At 68.2% G+C, this 16332-nt stretch carries 16 protein-coding genes and 3 tRNA genes; 11 read left to right on the plus strand and 8 right to left on the minus strand.

Features of this window, described 5'->3' with window-relative positions:
- Nucleotides 1–45: 45 nt before the first annotated feature.
- Nucleotides 46–636, minus strand: a complete 591-nt coding sequence (locus AB0I19_RS22360) for a bacterial proteasome activator family protein (protein WP_067640291.1) — start codon at nucleotides 634–636, stop codon at nucleotides 46–48.
- 86 nt (nucleotides 637–722) lie between these two features.
- Here AB0I19_RS22360 and AB0I19_RS22365 point away from each other — a divergent pair, with 86 nt between their 5' ends.
- Nucleotides 723–1925 carry a cysteine desulfurase-like protein gene (locus AB0I19_RS22365; RefSeq protein ID WP_067494785.1) on the plus strand — a complete coding sequence of 401 codons (1203 nt, stop codon included), beginning with the start codon at nucleotides 723–725 and terminating at the stop codon, nucleotides 1923–1925.
- A gap of 18 nt (nucleotides 1926–1943) precedes the next feature.
- Here AB0I19_RS22365 and AB0I19_RS22370 read toward each other — a convergent pair whose 3' ends face one another.
- Nucleotides 1944–2927, minus strand: coding sequence for an NAD(P)H-quinone oxidoreductase (locus AB0I19_RS22370; RefSeq protein WP_357150830.1), 984 nt, complete (start codon nucleotides 2925–2927; stop codon nucleotides 1944–1946).
- A gap of 161 nt (nucleotides 2928–3088) precedes the next feature.
- On the opposite strand from AB0I19_RS22370, the gene AB0I19_RS22375 reads away from it, so the two are divergent.
- Both AB0I19_RS22375 and AB0I19_RS22380 read left to right on the plus strand, forming a co-directional pair.
- Nucleotides 3089–3176: transfer RNA gene (locus AB0I19_RS22375), tRNA-Ser, on the plus strand.
- 47 nt (nucleotides 3177–3223) lie between these two features.
- Nucleotides 3224–3640, plus strand: coding sequence for a hypothetical protein (locus AB0I19_RS22380; protein WP_357150831.1), 417 nt, complete (start codon nucleotides 3224–3226; stop codon nucleotides 3638–3640).
- Nucleotides 3641–3696: 56 nt separating this feature from the next.
- On the opposite strand, the gene AB0I19_RS22385 is transcribed toward AB0I19_RS22380, so the two are convergent.
- Both AB0I19_RS22385 and hisC read right to left on the minus strand, forming a co-directional pair.
- Nucleotides 3697–4485: a PRC and DUF2382 domain-containing protein gene (locus AB0I19_RS22385; protein ID WP_357150833.1), complete on the minus strand. Its 789-nt coding sequence runs from the start codon at nucleotides 4483–4485 to the stop codon at nucleotides 3697–3699.
- Between the two features lie 247 nt (nucleotides 4486–4732).
- Nucleotides 4733–5800, minus strand: a complete 1068-nt coding sequence (gene hisC, locus AB0I19_RS22390; RefSeq protein WP_357150835.1) for a histidinol-phosphate transaminase — start codon at nucleotides 5798–5800, stop codon at nucleotides 4733–4735.
- A 45-nt stretch (nucleotides 5801–5845) separates the two neighbouring features.
- Between hisC and AB0I19_RS22395 the strand changes: the two genes are divergently transcribed.
- The 3 genes from AB0I19_RS22395 (at nucleotide 5846) to AB0I19_RS22405 (ending at nucleotide 6860) form a co-directional block, all read left to right on the plus strand.
- Nucleotides 5846–6574 (plus strand): dienelactone hydrolase family protein, encoded by a 729-nt coding sequence (locus tag AB0I19_RS22395; protein WP_357150837.1) that lies wholly within the window; start codon nucleotides 5846–5848, stop codon nucleotides 6572–6574.
- 93 nt (nucleotides 6575–6667) lie between these two features.
- Nucleotides 6668–6757 (plus strand) — tRNA-Ser (locus tag AB0I19_RS22400).
- A 30-nt stretch (nucleotides 6758–6787) separates the two neighbouring features.
- A tRNA-Arg gene (locus tag AB0I19_RS22405) sits at nucleotides 6788–6860 on the plus strand.
- A 55-nt stretch (nucleotides 6861–6915) separates the two neighbouring features.
- Here AB0I19_RS22405 and AB0I19_RS22410 read toward each other — a convergent pair.
- Both AB0I19_RS22410 and AB0I19_RS22415 read right to left on the minus strand, forming a co-directional pair.
- Nucleotides 6916–7641 (minus strand): maleylpyruvate isomerase family mycothiol-dependent enzyme, encoded by a 726-nt coding sequence (locus AB0I19_RS22410; protein WP_357150839.1) that lies wholly within the window; start codon nucleotides 7639–7641, stop codon nucleotides 6916–6918.
- A 144-nt stretch (nucleotides 7642–7785) separates the two neighbouring features.
- On the minus strand, nucleotides 7786–8181 hold the full coding sequence (locus AB0I19_RS22415) for a RidA family protein (RefSeq protein ID WP_067494731.1): 396 nt from the start codon (nucleotides 8179–8181) through the stop codon (nucleotides 7786–7788).
- An 85-nt stretch (nucleotides 8182–8266) separates the two neighbouring features.
- Between AB0I19_RS22415 and AB0I19_RS22420 the strand changes: the two genes are divergently transcribed.
- A complete protein-coding gene (locus AB0I19_RS22420) occupies nucleotides 8267–9847 on the plus strand; it encodes an esterase-like activity of phytase family protein (RefSeq protein ID WP_357150841.1) in 1581 nt (526 codons plus the stop codon).
- Nucleotides 9848–9959: 112 nt separating this feature from the next.
- Nucleotides 9960–10088 (plus strand): hypothetical protein, encoded by a 129-nt coding sequence (locus tag AB0I19_RS22425; protein ID WP_255284037.1) that lies wholly within the window; start codon nucleotides 9960–9962, stop codon nucleotides 10086–10088.
- Nucleotides 10089–10131: 43 nt separating this feature from the next.
- On the opposite strand, the gene AB0I19_RS22430 is transcribed toward AB0I19_RS22425, so the two are convergent.
- Nucleotides 10132–10581, minus strand: a complete 450-nt coding sequence (locus AB0I19_RS22430; protein ID WP_357150843.1) for a very short patch repair endonuclease — start codon at nucleotides 10579–10581, stop codon at nucleotides 10132–10134.
- Entirely contained in the window at nucleotides 10578–11711 is a 1134-nt protein-coding gene (gene dcm / locus AB0I19_RS22435) for a DNA (cytosine-5-)-methyltransferase (protein WP_357151028.1), read from the minus strand. Before dcm ends, AB0I19_RS22430 begins: the two co-directional genes overlap by 4 nt.
- Before the next feature lie 271 nt (nucleotides 11712–11982).
- On the opposite strand from dcm, the gene AB0I19_RS22440 reads away from it, so the two are divergent.
- The 3 genes from AB0I19_RS22440 to AB0I19_RS22450 are packed head-to-tail and all read left to right on the plus strand — an operon-like array spanning nucleotide 11983 to nucleotide 16323.
- Nucleotides 11983–13812: an ABC transporter ATP-binding protein gene (locus AB0I19_RS22440; protein WP_357150845.1), complete on the plus strand. Its 1830-nt coding sequence runs from the start codon at nucleotides 11983–11985 to the stop codon at nucleotides 13810–13812.
- A complete protein-coding gene (locus AB0I19_RS22445; RefSeq protein ID WP_357150847.1) occupies nucleotides 13812–15656 on the plus strand; it encodes an ABC transporter ATP-binding protein in 1845 nt (614 codons plus the stop codon). Before AB0I19_RS22440 ends, AB0I19_RS22445 begins: the two co-directional genes overlap by 1 nt.
- Nucleotides 15657–15705: 49 nt before the next feature.
- Entirely contained in the window at nucleotides 15706–16323 is a 618-nt protein-coding gene (locus AB0I19_RS22450; RefSeq protein ID WP_357150849.1) for a putative glycolipid-binding domain-containing protein, read from the plus strand.
- Nucleotides 16324–16332 lie beyond the last annotated feature (9 nt).

The raw sequence follows: 16332 nt of genomic DNA on the forward strand, positions 1-16332 counted from the left end.
AGACCGATTCGGAACGAGCGGCAGCAGCGGGCACGATCCCCGACCTTACAGGTACTGCCCGCCGCCGACATGGCCATGGCCTGCCTTCCCGTCGGCCGCGTGCATGCCGGGCGGGAGGGCGCCCTGGCGCATCTGTTCGAGTTGGGCGCGGGCGGCCATCTGCTGGGCGAACAGGGCGGTCTGGATGCCGTGGAACAGGCCTTCGAGCCAGCCGACTAGCTGGGCTTGGGCGATGCGCAGTTCGGCATCGGACGGGACGGACTCGTCGGTGAAGGGCAGGGTGAGGCGTTCGAGTTCCTCGCGCAGCTCGGGGGCGAGGCCCTGCTCGAGTTCGCGGACCGAGGACTTGTGGATGTCCTTGAGGCGCGAGCGGCTCGCGTCGTCGAGGGGAGCGGCGCGCACCTCCTCGAGCAGCTGTTTGATCATGGTCCCGATCCGCATCACCTTGGCGGGCTGCTCCACCATGTCGGCCAGCGACTCGGCCGACTCGTCGCGGTCGTCGTCGGCCTTCTTGTCCCCGTCGACCACCTGCGCGGTGTATTCGGCCGCGGCGTCGGAGTCGGCGGGCACGGTGACCGGCCGACCGTCGGGACCGATCACGACGATGGATTCGGGGGTGTCCTCCGAGTGCGTCATAGCCCCATCATTGCGCGTGTGTCGGCTTCGCGCTAAAACCCCCACGCGGTTACACCGCGACGCCCGCTGCCCTTAAAGTGGCCACCATGACTTATGACGTCGCGAGGGTTCGGGGCCTGATACCGTCCCTGGGCGACGGCTGGATCCATCTGGACCCGCAGGCGGGGATGCTGGTTCCCGATTCGGTATCGCGTGCCGTCTCAACGGGTTTCCGTACCTCCTCGTTTTCCCACATCGGCCGCCACGGTGCGGCGACCCGCAGCGGCGCGATCCTCGACGCCGCCCGGGAGGCGGTCGCCGACCTCGTCGGCGGAGATCCGGCCGGCGTCGTGCTCGGTCCCGATCGTGCGGTTCTGCTCGCCTGGCTGGCCGAGTCCCTGAGTTCGCGCCTGGGTCTCGGCACGGGCATCGTGCTCTCCCGCCTCGACGACGAGGCCAATGTCGCGCCGTGGCTGCGCATCGCCAACCGCTACGGCGCGCACGTGCGCTGGGCCGAGGTGGAGATCGAGACGTGTGAGATGCCGTCGTGGCAGTTCGAGGAGCTGATCGGGCCGACCGCGCGCCTGGTCGCGCTCACCGCCGCGTCGCCGATCGTCGGTTCCGCGCCCGCCGTTCGGGTGGCCGCCGACCGGGTCCACGATGTGGGTGGTCTGCTGGTCGCCGACGCGTTCGGCGCCGCACCGTACGCGCTGATCGACATCGACGAGCTCAATGCCGATGTGGTCGCCCTGAGTGCGCCGTCGTGGGGCGGTCCGCAGGTCGGTGCGCTGGTGTTCCGCGACCCCGCCTTCCTCGACCGCATCCCGTCGATGTCGCTCAACCCCTACGCCAAGGGGGCTGAACGCCTGGAAGTGGGCGGGCACCAGTACGCGCTGCTCGCCGGGCTCACCCAGTCCATCGACTTCCTCGCCGGACTCGACGAGCGCGCCACCGGCACCCGCCGCGAACGCCTCGAAATCTCGATCACCTCGCTGCAGGACTACCACGATCAGCTCTTCGACCACCTCATGCAGGTGCTGGAGCAGGTCGAGGGCCTGACCGTGATCGGCCGTGCCTCCACCCGCATCCCCACCGTCAGCTTTACGATGGCGGGCATGCAGGCGGAGAAGGTGGCGGCCAAGCTGGCCGACGCCCGCATCGGCACGGTCAGCGGGGTGCACGGCGGCAGCCGATTACTCGACGCCCTCGGTGTCAACGACGAGGGCGGGGCCGTCACCATCGGCCTGGCCCCGTACACCACACGCTACGAAATCGACCAGCTCGGCCGGGCCCTCAGCTCGCTCGAGTAGTCCGTGCCGATCTTTCGCTCAGTCGCGCACGCGCAGCACGACCTTGCCGAAAGTTTCGGGTGCGTCGAGCAATTCGTGGGCGCGTCCGGCTTCGGTGACGGGTAGTTCTGCCGAGATCACCGGAAAGATCTCGCCCGCCGCCACATCCGGCCACAGTTGCGTGCGCACCGCGGCGATGACCTCGGCCTTGCTGCCCTCTCCTGCCCGTGGTCGGGCGCGCAGGTTCGTGGCGTGCACCGAACCCCATTTGCGCAGCAGCCCACCGATATTCAGCGACCCGGTAGTGCCGCCTTGCAACCCGATCACCACCAACCGGCCGTGCGGGGCGAGCGCCTCCACATTGCGTTCCAGGTAGGCGGCGCCCATATTGTCGAGAATGATGTCGGCGCCACCGGCGTCGGCGAGTACGGTCACGAAATCCTGGGTGCGGTAGTTGACGAGGATTTCGGCGCCGAGGCCCGCGCATTTGGCCAACTTCGCGTCCGACCCGGCCGTCACCGCCACCCGCGCACCCCGCCTGCGCGCCACCTGGATGGCGTGCGTACCGATCCCGCCGCCTCCGCCGTGGATCAGCACCAGCTGCCCCGAGCGCATGCCCGCGGTCATCACCAGGTTCGACCACACCGTCGCCGCCACTTCGGGCAAGCCGGCGGCGGCAGCCAGGTCCATCTCCTCGGGCACCGGCAACAGCTGGGTGGTCGGCACAGCCGCCAACTCGGCGTACCCACCGCCCGCCAGCAGCGCGCACACCCGATCACCGACCTTCCAATCCGTGACCCCCGGGCCGAGCTCGACGATGGTTCCGGAGCACTCGAGACCGGGCACGGAACTGGCGTCCGGGGGCGGGGGATAGAAGCCGCGCCGCTGCATCACATCGGCCCGATTCACCCCTGCGGCAACAACTTCGATCAACACCTCGCCCGGGCCGGGTTCGGGGTCGACCGTCACGGTCCACTCCATCACCTCGGGTCCACCGAACCCGTCCAGCTCGATAGCACGCATGCTGTTCCGCCTCTCCGCGTCTTTTGGCCAGACTAAGTGCGTGGGGCTGTGCGTTGGCGTCTTGCGGATCGTGTTGGGACGGGGCAGCCCGTGCCCGGGGAGTTACCCATGTTCGTGCGAGATCAGGTGTTGGCTGCGCGTCGGCTAGTATTTCTGCTCAGGGAGACGTGGCAGAGCGGCCGAATGCACTCGCCTTGAAAGCGAGCATGGGTAACACCATCGGGGGTTCAAATCCCTCCGTCTCCGCCACCGCCGGGTTTTCGCCCGGCATCAGGTTGTTTCGAGGGGGAGTTCTCATGACCGGTGCTGCATTTCCCGCGGCTCCGCAGTTCCGGGCTGTACCGGGGCAGACCGGGGTCGTCGTCCACACGCGGAAGTTGCCGATCGCGTTCGGGATCGGTGCGCGGGTGAGGGTCGACGGTTTCGAGGTGCAGAACATCACGTGGGGCGCCAACTTCGTCCCCGTGCCGCCGGGTACGCACATGCTGACCGTCGAGACCACGCAATGGGGAATGGGCTACGGCAGTAACCATGCATCCGTCCAGGTCTTCCACGGTCATACCACCGAGGTGCACTACTCCGCGCCCGCCCAGATCTATCTGAAGGGTGCGCTCGGTGCGGAACGTCAGGCCACGCCCGGAGTGGCACTCAGTTACGTGGCGTTGGCGTTCTGCGTGCTCCTGGTAGTGGCCTGGATCGCCCTGGCGATCTGACCCCGGACGCGCCTAAGCCCCGGTGCGAAACCGGGGCCTACGCGAGAGCATTTACGTCACGGCTTGTTCCGACGACGGTCGTCGTCGAAGCCTTCGGTTTCCACACGCTCCTTGCGGACGGTGTCGGAGACGGTCTGTTCGTCGGCGACCTCGTCCACCTCGAGACGGACACGTTCCACCGGGACCGCTTCCTTCTGGACGTGCACCTGGTCGGCGTGCAGCGTCACCTCGCGCTCGTCGTCACCGATCTCGGTGCGACCGGTGCGCTCGCCGGTGATGGGCTCACGGACGATGTGCGCCTCTTCGTGGGTGGTCGGGACCTTGATGGTCTGCTCCTCGGTCACCACGTACTTACGCAGCCGTGCGGTGCCGACCTCCGCGCTTTCGGTGTCGACGCGCAGCTGCTCCTCCGAACGGATCATCGAATCGTCGGTGGTGCCACGATTCATGGCCGCCGGATTGCCGTGGGTCATCGGCTCGTCGGTACCGGGGCGAATCTGCTGACGCCCATAGGTGTTCCAGCCGGCCGAACGCGGGTCCACGTGGTAGTGGCGGAACAGTTCCTGCTCGGACTGGGCGCTGATGCGGCCGCCGTCATCGAGGTGCGGGGCGGACTTCACCTGCTCCTTGTCGACGTGCAGACGCAACGTGTCCTCGTCGGCCTTGTGCTCGGCGCCCGCCAGGGGTACCAGCGAGTCGGCACTGAACAGGCCGGTCGAGACGGCGGCCCAGGTCGGGGAGCCCGTGTTGTTGTCGATGTAGATCTGCTTGACCTTGCCGATCTTCTCGCCCCGCTCGTCATAGGCGGTGGCGCCGATCAGCGAATCCAATGTTGCCTTGCTCATTTTCATCCCTCCTACCGGGAGCGGAGGCCGTCGCCCGCGATCCGGGTGACGGTCCGCGTGGTTGTGGGTGACCAGTCGGGACGCAGTGACCGGGTTGACCAGATCAGCTACGTGGCGGCAAATACCCGGGGTCCAGGGGGCCAAACAACCCGAGGTGAGGGCGCGGTTATGAGATCGGGCCGCGAAGGATGCGACGTATTCGGTCAGACGTCCATCTTTTTGCCCGAAAAGGCAAGTGGCGCAGCGGTCAGCGGAAGCGGAGTGCCGTCTCCGGTGCGGTGGCGAAGGTGAGGAAACGATCGTTCTCGTGCGGGTCGCCGATGGTCACGCGCACGCCGTCACCGGCGAACGGGCGAACCAGCACACCCACAGCAGCGCTCGCCTCGGCGAATTCCAGGCTGCGCGCACCGAGCGGCAGCCAGACGAAATTGGCCTCACTCAGTGGCACCTCGTACCCGGCGGCCAGCAGTGCGTCGCGCACTCGCGCCCGCTGGGTGATGAGCACGTCGGTGCGGTCGAGCAGCTCGCCGTGCGCCTCCAACGAGGCGATCGCGGCCGCTTGGGCCACCCGGTTCACGCTGAACGGGATGTGCACCTTCAGCAGCGCGGTGATCACCTCGGGATCGCCCACGGCGTAACCCACGCGCAGCCCGGCCAGGCCGTACGCCTTCGAGAACGTGCGGAGCACAACGACATTGGGCCGGGTGCGGCCGATCTCGATACCGTCGGTCTCCGGCAACCGCAGATACTCGAAATACGCCTCGTCGAGCACCACAAGCACGTGCGGGGGCACCCGATCGAGGAAACGCTCCAGCTCGGCGCGTGGGTGCGCCGTGCCGGTCGGGTTGTTCGGATTGCAGACGAAGATCAGCTTGGTTCGTTCCGTGATCGCGTCGGCCATCGCGTCCAGATCGTGGCGATGATCGGCGGTCAGCGGCACCGGCACCGCGGTGGCATTGCCCACCTGGGTGACGATCGGATACGCCTCGAACGAGCGCCACGCGAACACCACCTCGTCGGTCGTGGCATCGCAGGTGATCTGCACGAGTTCCTGGCACAGCGCCACACTGCCGCAGCCGACCGCAACGTTGGCGACGCTCACACCGAGGAATTCGGCCAGCGCCGCCCGCAACTCGGTGACCTGGTTGTCGGGGTACCGGTTGGCCTGCTCGGCCGCCGCCGCGATCGCCTTCGCCGCGCTCGGCAGCGGGCCGAACGTCGTTTCGTTCGAGGCCAGCTTCACCGCGTCCGGGTGGGTGCGGCCGGGAACATAGGCGGGAATGGTGGCCAGGTCGGGCCGGATACGCGCGGTCACCGCTCCACCCTACCCAAGACCAGTTCTGCCGCCTACGCTGGGAATATGCCGGGCACTTACAACGATGTCGCCCCACTGCGGCCGGTGGAGTCCGCCGGTGAGCCGGGTGACGCCGAAACCAGCGCGCGCACCTCGGTGCCGATCACCGTCGTCGAGCCGGAACGAACGGCGCGCGGCGGCATCGTCGTCCTGCACGAGTCGCGGGAGTTCCCGCCCCAGCTCGTCGAGCTCATGCGATCGCTGGCGCTGGAAGGCTGGATCGTGGTCGCCCCGCACCTGTTCGATCGTCTCCCCGACGACGACGTCCACGAGGTGTTCGGTGACGAACTGTTCGCCGACTTCGACGCGGGCTTCGACTGGCTCACCCGTCGCGGGGTCTTCCCCGACACCATCGGCGTCCTCGGTTTCGACACCGCGGGCACGGCCGCCTTCCTCGTGGCCACCAACCGACCCATCGGCGCCGCCGTGAGCGTGGCCGCCGCCGGCATCGTCGACCCGCTCCCCGACCAGCGCACCTCACTGGTGGAGGTCGCTCCGAGCCTGCAAGCCCCCTGGCTCGGCTTGTTCGGCGCCGACGATCCCGCCACTCCGCCCGAGGCCGTCGACCAGCTCCGCGACGCCACCGCCCGCGCGAATGTGGCCAGTCTCACCGTCACCTACCCCGGCCTGCGTCACCGCGCCGACCGCCCCGACCCCGATGACGACGCTGCCGCCGCCATCCGCATCGATTCCCAGACCCGCATCTACGACTGGTTCGACAGCAATTTACGCTAGTTGACCAGGCGTTTTGGACTCCTACGACTGCTCGTGTAATCTTCATTCCCGGCGGTTCGACAAGGACCGGTGCCCTCGAAAGAGAAGGCTCCAGGAGGCGTGCCAGAGCGGCCGAATGGGACTCACTGCTAATGAGTTGTCCCTTCACGGGGACCGGAGGTTCAAATCCTCTCGCCTCCGCCACACCGGTTCGCCGGTACAACTGAAGACCATGCGCCCGTAGCTCAACGGATAGAGCACTTGACTACGGATCAAGAGGTTAGGGGTTCGAATCCCTTCGGGCGCACAACAATCCGCCTCCTATCGGTATACCCGGTAGGAGGCGGATTTTTTTTGTGTGGTTACTTCCAGGCCGGGAGTGGGGGGAGGGGGCCGGTGAGGTCGGTGCCGGGGGTGCGGCCCAGGAGCCAGGCCAGGAGAGAGGTGGCGGGGCCGAGGACGGTGTGGTGGGGGCGGTCGGGGCCGATGGTGGCGATGAAGTCCGTGTCGGTGGCTTGGATGTCGAAGGTCGGGGTGGCTTCGGGGTGGACCTTGGCCGACAGGTCGGCGACGGTTTCGGGTAGCAAGCGGGCGACGAATTCCTTCGGCCAGTCGGCGGGGGTGTAGCCGACGCCGAGGTCGACGTGGTGGATCTCGGTTTCGCGCAGACGCATCCACGGGACGATGTCGGCGGTGAGGGTGCCGCCCTGGCGGTTGCGGACCTCGGCCGCCCAGTCGGCGGCGGACATGGTGGTGGCCAAGGCCTGCCAGCGATGAGCCGACGCGGCGAAGTCGGCCCGCTGGACGTCGGGTGCGCGGCCCGCACCGGTTTCGATGTCGGCGTCGCGCACCGCCACGCTCGGATACTGCGGGATCTCGATGCCGGTGTGCGCCCACAACAGCAGGTTCAGCAGGCTGTCCGCATTGCGGGACAAGTGGGCGACGACATGGCCGCGGGTCCAGCCGGGCAGCTGGGACGGCTCGGCCAGAGCCGATTCGCCGAGCCCGCTGATCGAGGCCTCGAGACGCGCGGTGGAGGCGGAGACCTGAGCCAACAGGTCGGTGGGCGTTGCCATTTCGCTGGTCACGAGATCGAGGGTAGTAGTTCGGTGCGCGCGGCACCGGCGTTCACGACGCCCTCGACCCCGCCCTGTGGATAACTCGAAATCTGTGGACAACTGTGCACTTTTCACGGTCGACGCCCGGGGCGCGAAGTGCCCGTGGTGCGACGATCAGCCGGCGACGATCGCATCGGCTTCGATCTCCACCAGCAGCCCCGGCGCGATCAACGCGGTGACCTCGTACATCGACGCCGCGGGCCGGATATCGCCGAACACCTCGGCGTGAGCGGCCGCGACCTCCGGCCAACGGGAGATATCAGTGACGAACATCCTGGTCCGCACCACATCGCGCACACTCGCACCCGCCTGGTCGAGAGCGGTGGCGATCCGCGCGAGGATCTCGCGGGTCTGGGCGCCGATATCGTCGCCACCGACCGCGCCCCCACCGGGCAGCGCCGCCGTCGTGCCGCTGACCAGCACATGGTCGCCCACCCGCACGGCGCGCGAATACCCGACGACATCTTCGAAGTCGGAGGCAGAGGAAATGTTGAACCGGGTTGTTGTCATAGTGGCCAGAATGGGGCACAGGCTGCGGGAGGACAATTCATTTCCCGGTCGTCTGCTGGTCGGTTGCGCGCGGTACGCAAGGCGGATGAACGCACGACCAGCTCTTCGTCTCTTCCCGCTCACGGCCGCGCTGTGTGCCGCCGCCGTCACGGCGGCCTGCTCGACGCCCGGCTCCGATCCCGACTTCACCACGGCCAAGGACCAGGCGCTGGTGATCTCGCTGGACGAACTCGTGGCGAGCGCGGGTGGGGATGCGGTGCTCGGCGTGAGCATGGAACCCGAGCACGGCAACCTCACCCGCAAGACCGACGGGTCCTACGTGTACACACCGAGCGCCGGCTACACCGGGCTCGACCAGTTCACCGTGACCACCAGCGACGCGGTTCGCCTGTACACCACCGACATCCCGGTGCTAGGCGAATTCGGCGGCACCACGGTGCAGGGCAGCGGTTTCGGGTCGGCGTGGACCCCGGTGCCGGGCACCACCGACGAGTTCTACGGCCTCACCGACCGCGGCCCCAATGTCGACGGCCCGGGAAAGAACGAGAAGCTCTCGCCCACACCGTCGTTCGTTCCGAAGATCGGCAAGTTCAAGCTGGTCGGCAGCAAAGCTGTGCTGCAGTCGAGCATCGAGCTGCGCAACCGGGCGGGCGTCCCGTTCAACGGCCAGGTCGATTCGGCGGCAAGTACCGGCGAAACCATCAAGGATCTGGCGGGCACGGTGCTGCCGGCCACCGACCACGGCCTCGACCCGGAAGGCCTTGTCGCCCTTGCCGACGGCACGTTCTGGGTGTCGGACGAATACGGACCGTTCCTGGTGCACTTCGCCGCCGACGGCACCGAGATCGAACGGCTGGCGCCCGGCAGCGGGCTACCGAAGGAGATCGCCCTGCGCAGCCCCAACCAGGGCATGGAAGGGCTCACCATCACCCCGGACGGCGGCACGCTGGTCGGCATGGTGCAGAGCGCGCTGAAGACACCCGGCCTCGACGGCTCGGCCAAGGAAGTTCCGTTCGCGCGGATCGTCACCGTCGATCTGAAGACCAAGGCGCAGAAGGAATTCCTGTACCCGCTGGAGAACCCGAAGCAGAACAAGGTCGCGGTCTCCGAGATCACGGCGCTGAGCGCGACGACCTTCCTGGTCGCCGAACGTGACGGGAACCTGGCGCCCGAGGCGAACAAGAAGATCTGGACGATCGACATCGCGGGCGCCACCGACGTCGGCCCCAACTCCACCCTCGCGGGCGCTCGGTACGACGCCGAGCAGGGCGGTCTGCTGGTCGACGGCAAGCCGATCGAAACCCTGATCGGCACCGTCTCGACCGCCGATGCGGTTGCCGCACTCAAGAAGTCGGGCATCACCCCGGTGGAGAAGAAGAGCAATCTCGACCTGGCGGCCCTGGTCACCGCGCTCGACGACAAGGGCAGGTTCTTCGGCCACGACAAGATCGAGGGCATCGCGTCGCCCGACGGCGGCAAGACCATCTACATCGCCAACGACAGCGACTTCGGTCTCGCCGCGAGCACCGGTGAGCAGCCGCCGTTCGGGTTGAAGCCGAAGACGCTGGCCAACGGATTACAGGACACCGGTGAGGTGCTGGTGGTCGACACGACGAAGCTGCCCGCGAAGGTGGGGGGTCATACAGTGAAGATCACCGTGGAGTAGGTGGGGCGAACGGGTGTGTGACCGCGTCACACGCGGTTTCATCACAGGGCGCACAGGTTGTTGTCAGGTTGGACGGGCAAGCTGGGCGATGCAACCAACCGGAAGGTCTTAGATGAGCTACGTGATCGCACTGGCCGGCTTCGCCACGATCCTGGCGATGGTGGTCTCCGGCTACGCCGCCGCCAACGCACCCCGTTCCCTGGTCCGCGTCCGCGCCGACCGCTCGCCCCACCGCCGCTGACCAAGCGCTCCCGGTCACCGGGCATTCTCGGACGAGGGGCCGATCAACCAGTCCCGCGAACCAACGCGACGATCTGCTGGGCGACCACCTGCGGGTCCTCGTGTTCCCACACCCGCACCACCTGCCAGCCCGCCTCGATCAACGCGGCATCGGTAGCGCGATCGCGTGCCACATTGCCCGCCAGTTTCTGCGCCCACCACTCGGCATTGTTCTTCGGATCGGTCGCGTGCTCGGGACACCGATGCCAGAAGCACCCGTCGACATAGACGGCGACACGACGGCGTGGGAAAACCACATCGGCGCGCCTGCGCTGGCCCTTGATCGGCGCACGGTCGACGAAATAGCGCAGGCCCGCGCGGTGCAGCTCGCGTCGCAGGGCGAGTTCGGGAGCGGTATGGGCACGGCGCTGGCGCGACATCCGCGCGCTGGTGGCCGCGTCGGTGACGGGTGCCGACCGCGGAGCATCGTCTCCGTGGTCCCGCCGCCCGGTCATGCCGCCCAGCCACCCATGCGATCGAGATGGTCGCGCACGTCGTCGAGGAATCCGGGCGGAAAACGCAAGTTGCCCATGGATGTTCGTCGCAGAAACCCGGCCGTGGCACGTGGGGACAGCAGTCGCGGTTCGGTGAGGAAATTCTTCAGATCCTCGTAGGGCTCGTGGACCGGCCATGTCGACAGCGGAACCTGATGCACCACGCCCGCATGCCCCCACGCCGCACTCGGCCACGGTGCGCCCGGTCGCAGCGGCGCACCGACGGTGAGCGGCTCCAGCGGCGCGGCCAGCCGCTCACCCACCCAGTTCGCCATCCGCACACTCACCGCGTTGCCGACCAGCTTCCACCGATGCCCCTGCCGCACACCCGGCACGTCGAGCGCGGGCGCGGTCCACTCGGCATCGAAACCCTGTAATCGTTCCCCATCGATGATGCCAGGAGTGACGATCTCGCCCGCCGGAAGCCGCACCGCGGGCGGGCTGGCGATGCCGAGCCCGGAACCGCCCTTCAAGGTCGGCACCGCGTTCACCGCCCAGCCGAGGCCGCGCACGCCCTCGGTCCAGTAGAAGCCGCACGGGTCGCGCTCGGGGTCGCCGTAGTCGCGCGGGCCCGCGTCGTCACCGAACAGCACCTGGCGCGGGTCCTCGGTGCGGGAGGCGAGCATCAGCACGCGCTGGCGCCGTTGCGGCAGGCCGAACGCGCGACCGTCGACCACCCGGTAGGCCCAGGTGTATCCGAGTTCCTCCAGGGCGGTGGTGATGTGGCGCATCGCCGCACCACGACCCAGCTGGAGCATGAACGGCACGTTCTCGATCAGCAGCCAGCGCGGCCCGCGCTGCCGCCGGACGAGCCGGAACACCTCGTCGACCAGCCCGGAACGGCGACCGGTGATACCCGCGGTGCGCCCGGCCTGGGAGAGGTCCTGGCACGGGAACCCCGCCGCGACCAGTTCGGTGCGCGCGGGCAGCGAACGCAGGCGGGTGATGTCGGCGTGCAGTGGTGTTTCGGGAAAACGCGCGGCGAGCACGCCCTGCGCACCCGGATCGATCTCGCACAGCAACTCGGTGGACCATCCGTGTCTGCCGAGGCCGAGTTCGAGCCCGCCGATCCCGGCGAACAACCCGACCATCCGCGTCAACAGTCCTCCTGTGCTTGTCGGAACGCGCAACCACCCACTTCTCGCGCCTGCGGCATTGTATCGGGCCGCTGAACAGCGGCAGAGGGCGTAGCGGCCGGGACTGTGCACGGCTGTGGATGCTTTCGTCCGGCAGAAAAATCGGTGGCCGGGAACGGGGGTCCGGTGCGACTCTGGAAGGGCCTACTTGTCGGACCCCGATGCGAACATCGTCTGGGAGTCCGTTCCGGTAACCAACCATCCAACCGGACCCGAGGGGGAGTCTTTGTCTGTCACATCAGAACTGGCGGTCGCCGAATCGGAGGCCGACAGTTCCGGGCAGCCCACACAGCGAGCGCGCGGGGGTATGCGCTCGCTGCGCCGGTTCCTGCCCTACCTGAAGCCGTACCGGGTTCCGCTGATCCTGGCGAACCTGCTGGCCATCATGATGGCCGCGACCGCGGTGGTGACACCGCTGGTCATCGCCCGCATCATCGACGGACCGATCGCCCGCCGCGATTTCGCGGGCCTGCTCGTGCCCGTCGCATTCGTGTTCCTGCTCGGCGCACTCGAATCGTTCGGCATGTGGGGCAGACGCTGGTTGGTGTCCAAACCGGCGACGACATTCGAAATCACCATGCGGGCAATGCTGTTCGCGAAGCTGCAGGCGCTGTCGATCGGCCGTCACGACGGGTGGCAGTCCGGCCAGCTGCTCTCGCGTGCGATCGACGACATGTCGGCGCTGCGCCGGTTCGTCGCGTTCGCCGGGCCGTTCCTCATCGTCAACTCGGTGATCGCGCCCGTCGGGCTCATCGCCTTGTTCGTGCTGAATTGGCAGGTGGGGCTGATCTTCACGGTGACCTGCCTGCCGCTCACCGTGTACTGCGCGCGTTTCGTCCGCCGATTCGAGGTGGCCTCGCGCCGCTCCCAGGACCAGGCGGGCGACCTGGCGACCATCGCCCAGGAATCCGCGCAGGGCGTGCGTGTGCTCAAGGCGCTCGGCCGTGGCCAGTTCTTCGGCGCCCGCTTCACCGCACTGTCGCGGGAACTGCAACGCACCGAGCTGACGAAGGTGCATCTGGACGCCACGCTGTGGTCGGCGCTGGTCGCGCTGCCGACCATCGCGATCGCGCTGTCGCTCGGCGTCGGCGGATACGCGGTGGCGCAGGGCTCCATGACCATCGGCACCCTGGTCGCCGCCGTCACACTGGAAACCTTCCTGCAGTGGCCGGTGATCTGGCTCGGCTTCCTGCTGTCGGAGCTGTTCGAGGCACGCACCGCCGCCGACCGGTACTGGGAGATCATCGACACCCCGCTCGACATCGCCGACCCGCCGGACCCGGTCGACCTGCCCGTGCCGGTGCGCGGCGAACTGGTGATCGAGGGCGTCCGGTTCGGCTACCCGCGCGCCGACGGCGGTCCGGAAAACGCTGTGCTGGAGGATGTCTCGCTGCGGATCCGGCCGGGCGAGACGGTCGCGCTCGTCGGCGCGACCGGTAGCGGCAAAACCGCACTGCTCGAGCTGATTCCGCGCCTCTACGACGTGAACGCCGGGCGCATCACCATCGACGGCGTCGACATCGCCACGCTGCGATTGGCCGACCTGCGCCGGGTGGTGACGGTCGCCTTCGAGGAGCCGGTGCTGTTCTCGGCGAGCGTGCGCGAGAACGTGGCCCTCGGCGACCCGAGCGCCACCGACGACGACGTGCGGCGCGCGCTCGACATCGCCCAGGCCATCGACTTCGTCGACGCGCTGCCGTGGGGTCTCGACACCAGGATCGGCGAGCAGGGCATGAGTCTGTCCGGCGGGCAGCGGCAACGGCTCGCGCTGGCCAGGGCGGTGCTCACCGGTGCGGCGGATGCCGACGAGGGCCGGATCATGGTGCTCGACGACCCCCTCTCCGCGCTGGACGTGGAAACCGAGGAGCGCGTGCAGGATCGGCTGCGCGCGGTGCTCTCCGGTGCGACGACCCTGCTGGTGGCGCACCGCCCGTCCACCGCCGCACTGGCCGACCGGGTGGCGCTGCTCGCCGACGGACACATCGTCGCCGAGGGCACCCACGACAAGCTGCTTCGCACCAGCCGCCACTACCGCGAACTGATGGGCGGTGCCTGATGACCACCACCGAAACAGTTGAACCACAACAGGATCAGGCGGCCGATTGGCGCGGTATCGCCAAGGAGGACGACGCCGTCACCGGCACCGGCAACGTGGTGCTCGCCGGCCGTTCCCGCAGGCTGCTGCTCGATCTGGTCCGGCCCTACCGCAAGCTGGCCGTCCTCACCTTCGTCCTGATCGTGCTGGACAACGCGGCGAAGGTGTCGGTGCCGTTGTTCATCGCCTACGGGCTCGACCACGGGATAACCCAAGGGCGCCAAGGCAACTGGACGCCGTTGATCGCGACCGTCGCCGGGTTCATCGCGGTGACGGTGCTGTCGGGTCTCACCACCTTCGCCTTCCTGCGCGCGGCCGGAGCGCTGAGCCAGCGGGTGCTGTTCGATCTGCGGGTGCGCACCTTCGCGCACACCCAGCGGTTGAGTGTGTCGTTCCACGAGAAATACACCTCGGGCAAGGTCGTCACCCGGCTCACCAGCGATATCGAGGCACTGCAGGACCTGCTCGAAGGCGCGCTGAACCAGGCGGCGAGCGCGCTGCTCTCGGTGGTCACTATCGCCGTCCTGCTCGTCTGGCTCGACCCGATGCTCGCGGCCATCGTGCTGCTCGGTTTCGTGCCGCTGGTGTTCGTCACCCGGTGGGCGCAGCGGCGTCAACGGGCGGGTTACCGGCGTACCCGTGGTGCGATCGCCAGGGTGGTCGTGCAGTTCGTCGAATCGATGAGCGGTATGCGGGCGGTGCAGGCGTTCCGGCGCGAACACCGCAACCAGGAAGTGCTCGGCGTCGAGGACGCGGCGTACCAGAAGGCGACGACCACCGCGATGCGCGGCGTCGGCGACTACGTCGGCCTGTCGAACTTCATCGGCAAGGTGACAACCGTGGTCGTGCTGCTCGTCGGGTCCTGGCAGGTGATGGAGGGCAACCTGGCCATCGGTGTGCTCGCGGCCTACCTGCTCTACCTCGACCAGTTCTTCGGCCCGCTCGACGAGTTGGCCCAGGTGTTCAACTCCTACCAGTCGGCCGCGGCAGCGCTGGAGAAGATCTCCGGTGTGCTCGAGGAGGAACCGGCGGTCGCGGAACCGGTCGAGCCGGTCACCGTCGAGCATCCCACCGGTGCGGTGCGGATGGACAAGGTGTGGTTCGGCTACGACGCGGCCTCGCCGGTGCTGCCGGAATTCGACCTCGACATCCCGGCCGGCCAGATCGTCGCACTGGTCGGCGCCACCGGGGCGGGCAAGTCGACGCTGGCCAAGCTGCTCACCCGGTTCTACGACCCGTCCGGCGGCACCATCACCCTCGACGGTGTCGACCTGCGCGAACTGGCCGACACCGAGCTGCGCAGGCACGTCGTGATGATCACGCAGGAGGCCTACCTGTTCTCCGGCACGATCGCCGACAACATCCGGCTCGGCAGGCCGTCGGCCACCGATGCCGAGGTGCGGGCGGCGGCCCGCGCGGTCGGGCTCGACCAGTTCGTCGGGTCGCTACCGGACGGGTACGACACCGACGTGCGAACCAGGGGTGGGCGATTATCGGCCGGTCAGCGTCAGCTGGTCGCCTTCGCCAGGGTGTTCCTCGCCGATCCGGTGGTGATCGTGCTCGACGAGGCGACGTCGAGTCTCGACATCCCCGGTGAGCGCCTGGTGCAGCGTGCGCTGGAGACGCTGCTGCGTGGCCGCACGGCCGTCATCATCGCGCATCGCCTGTCCACGGTCGCCATTGCCGACCGGGTGCTGGTGCTCGACGCCGGCCGCGTGGTGGAGGACGGCGCACCGGCCGAGCTGATCGCAGGCCAGGGCCGCTTCGCCGGACTGCACGCCGCCTGGCGGGATTCGCTGGTGTGATGCGCTCGTGTTGTACAGCGCGGGGGCTGGTGTCGCTTACCGTAGAGAGGTGACGACCCCAGCCCCGGGCCCGGCCGCAGGCCCCACCGAGAACAGACCGGCCTCTCGGTGGCCGGCGGTGCTCACCTGGCGAGCCCACGACAACTCCCGGATGGAATCGGTCCGGGTGACGGTGAACGGCAACCGGATCAGGGCCGCGGGCCGGATGATCGGCAGCGCCACCAACGAGCACCCGGCGTTCAGCGCCTCCTACGATCTGGTCACCGACGAAGCGGGCGCCACCAGGCGTTTGTCGCTGCGCACCACGACCGCCGCCGGTGAACGCCACGCCTCGGTCTCACGCGACGAGGAGAACTACTGGCTCGTCGACGCGGGCGGCACACACGTGCGCTCGACGTTCGCCGGCGCCCTCGATGTGGACGTGGTGCTCAGCCCGTTCTTCAACACCCTGCCGATCCGCCGGTTCTGCCTGCAGAACGCCGTCGGTGACGTGCAGGTGCCGGTCGTCTATGTGCGTCTGCCCGACCTGCTGGTGCAGGAGGCCGAACTCACCTATTCGAGTGCCGCCGACGGCATCAACGTGCTCTCCCCGGTTTCGAGCGCCACGCTGACGGTCGACCCGGAAGGGTTCGTGCTCGACTACCCGGGGCTGGCCGAGCGGGTCTGAACCGCGGCA

This window comes from Nocardia sp. NPDC050413 (genome assembly GCF_040655475.1).
GTDB lineage: Bacteria > Actinomycetota > Actinomycetes > Mycobacteriales > Mycobacteriaceae > Nocardia > Nocardia coubleae.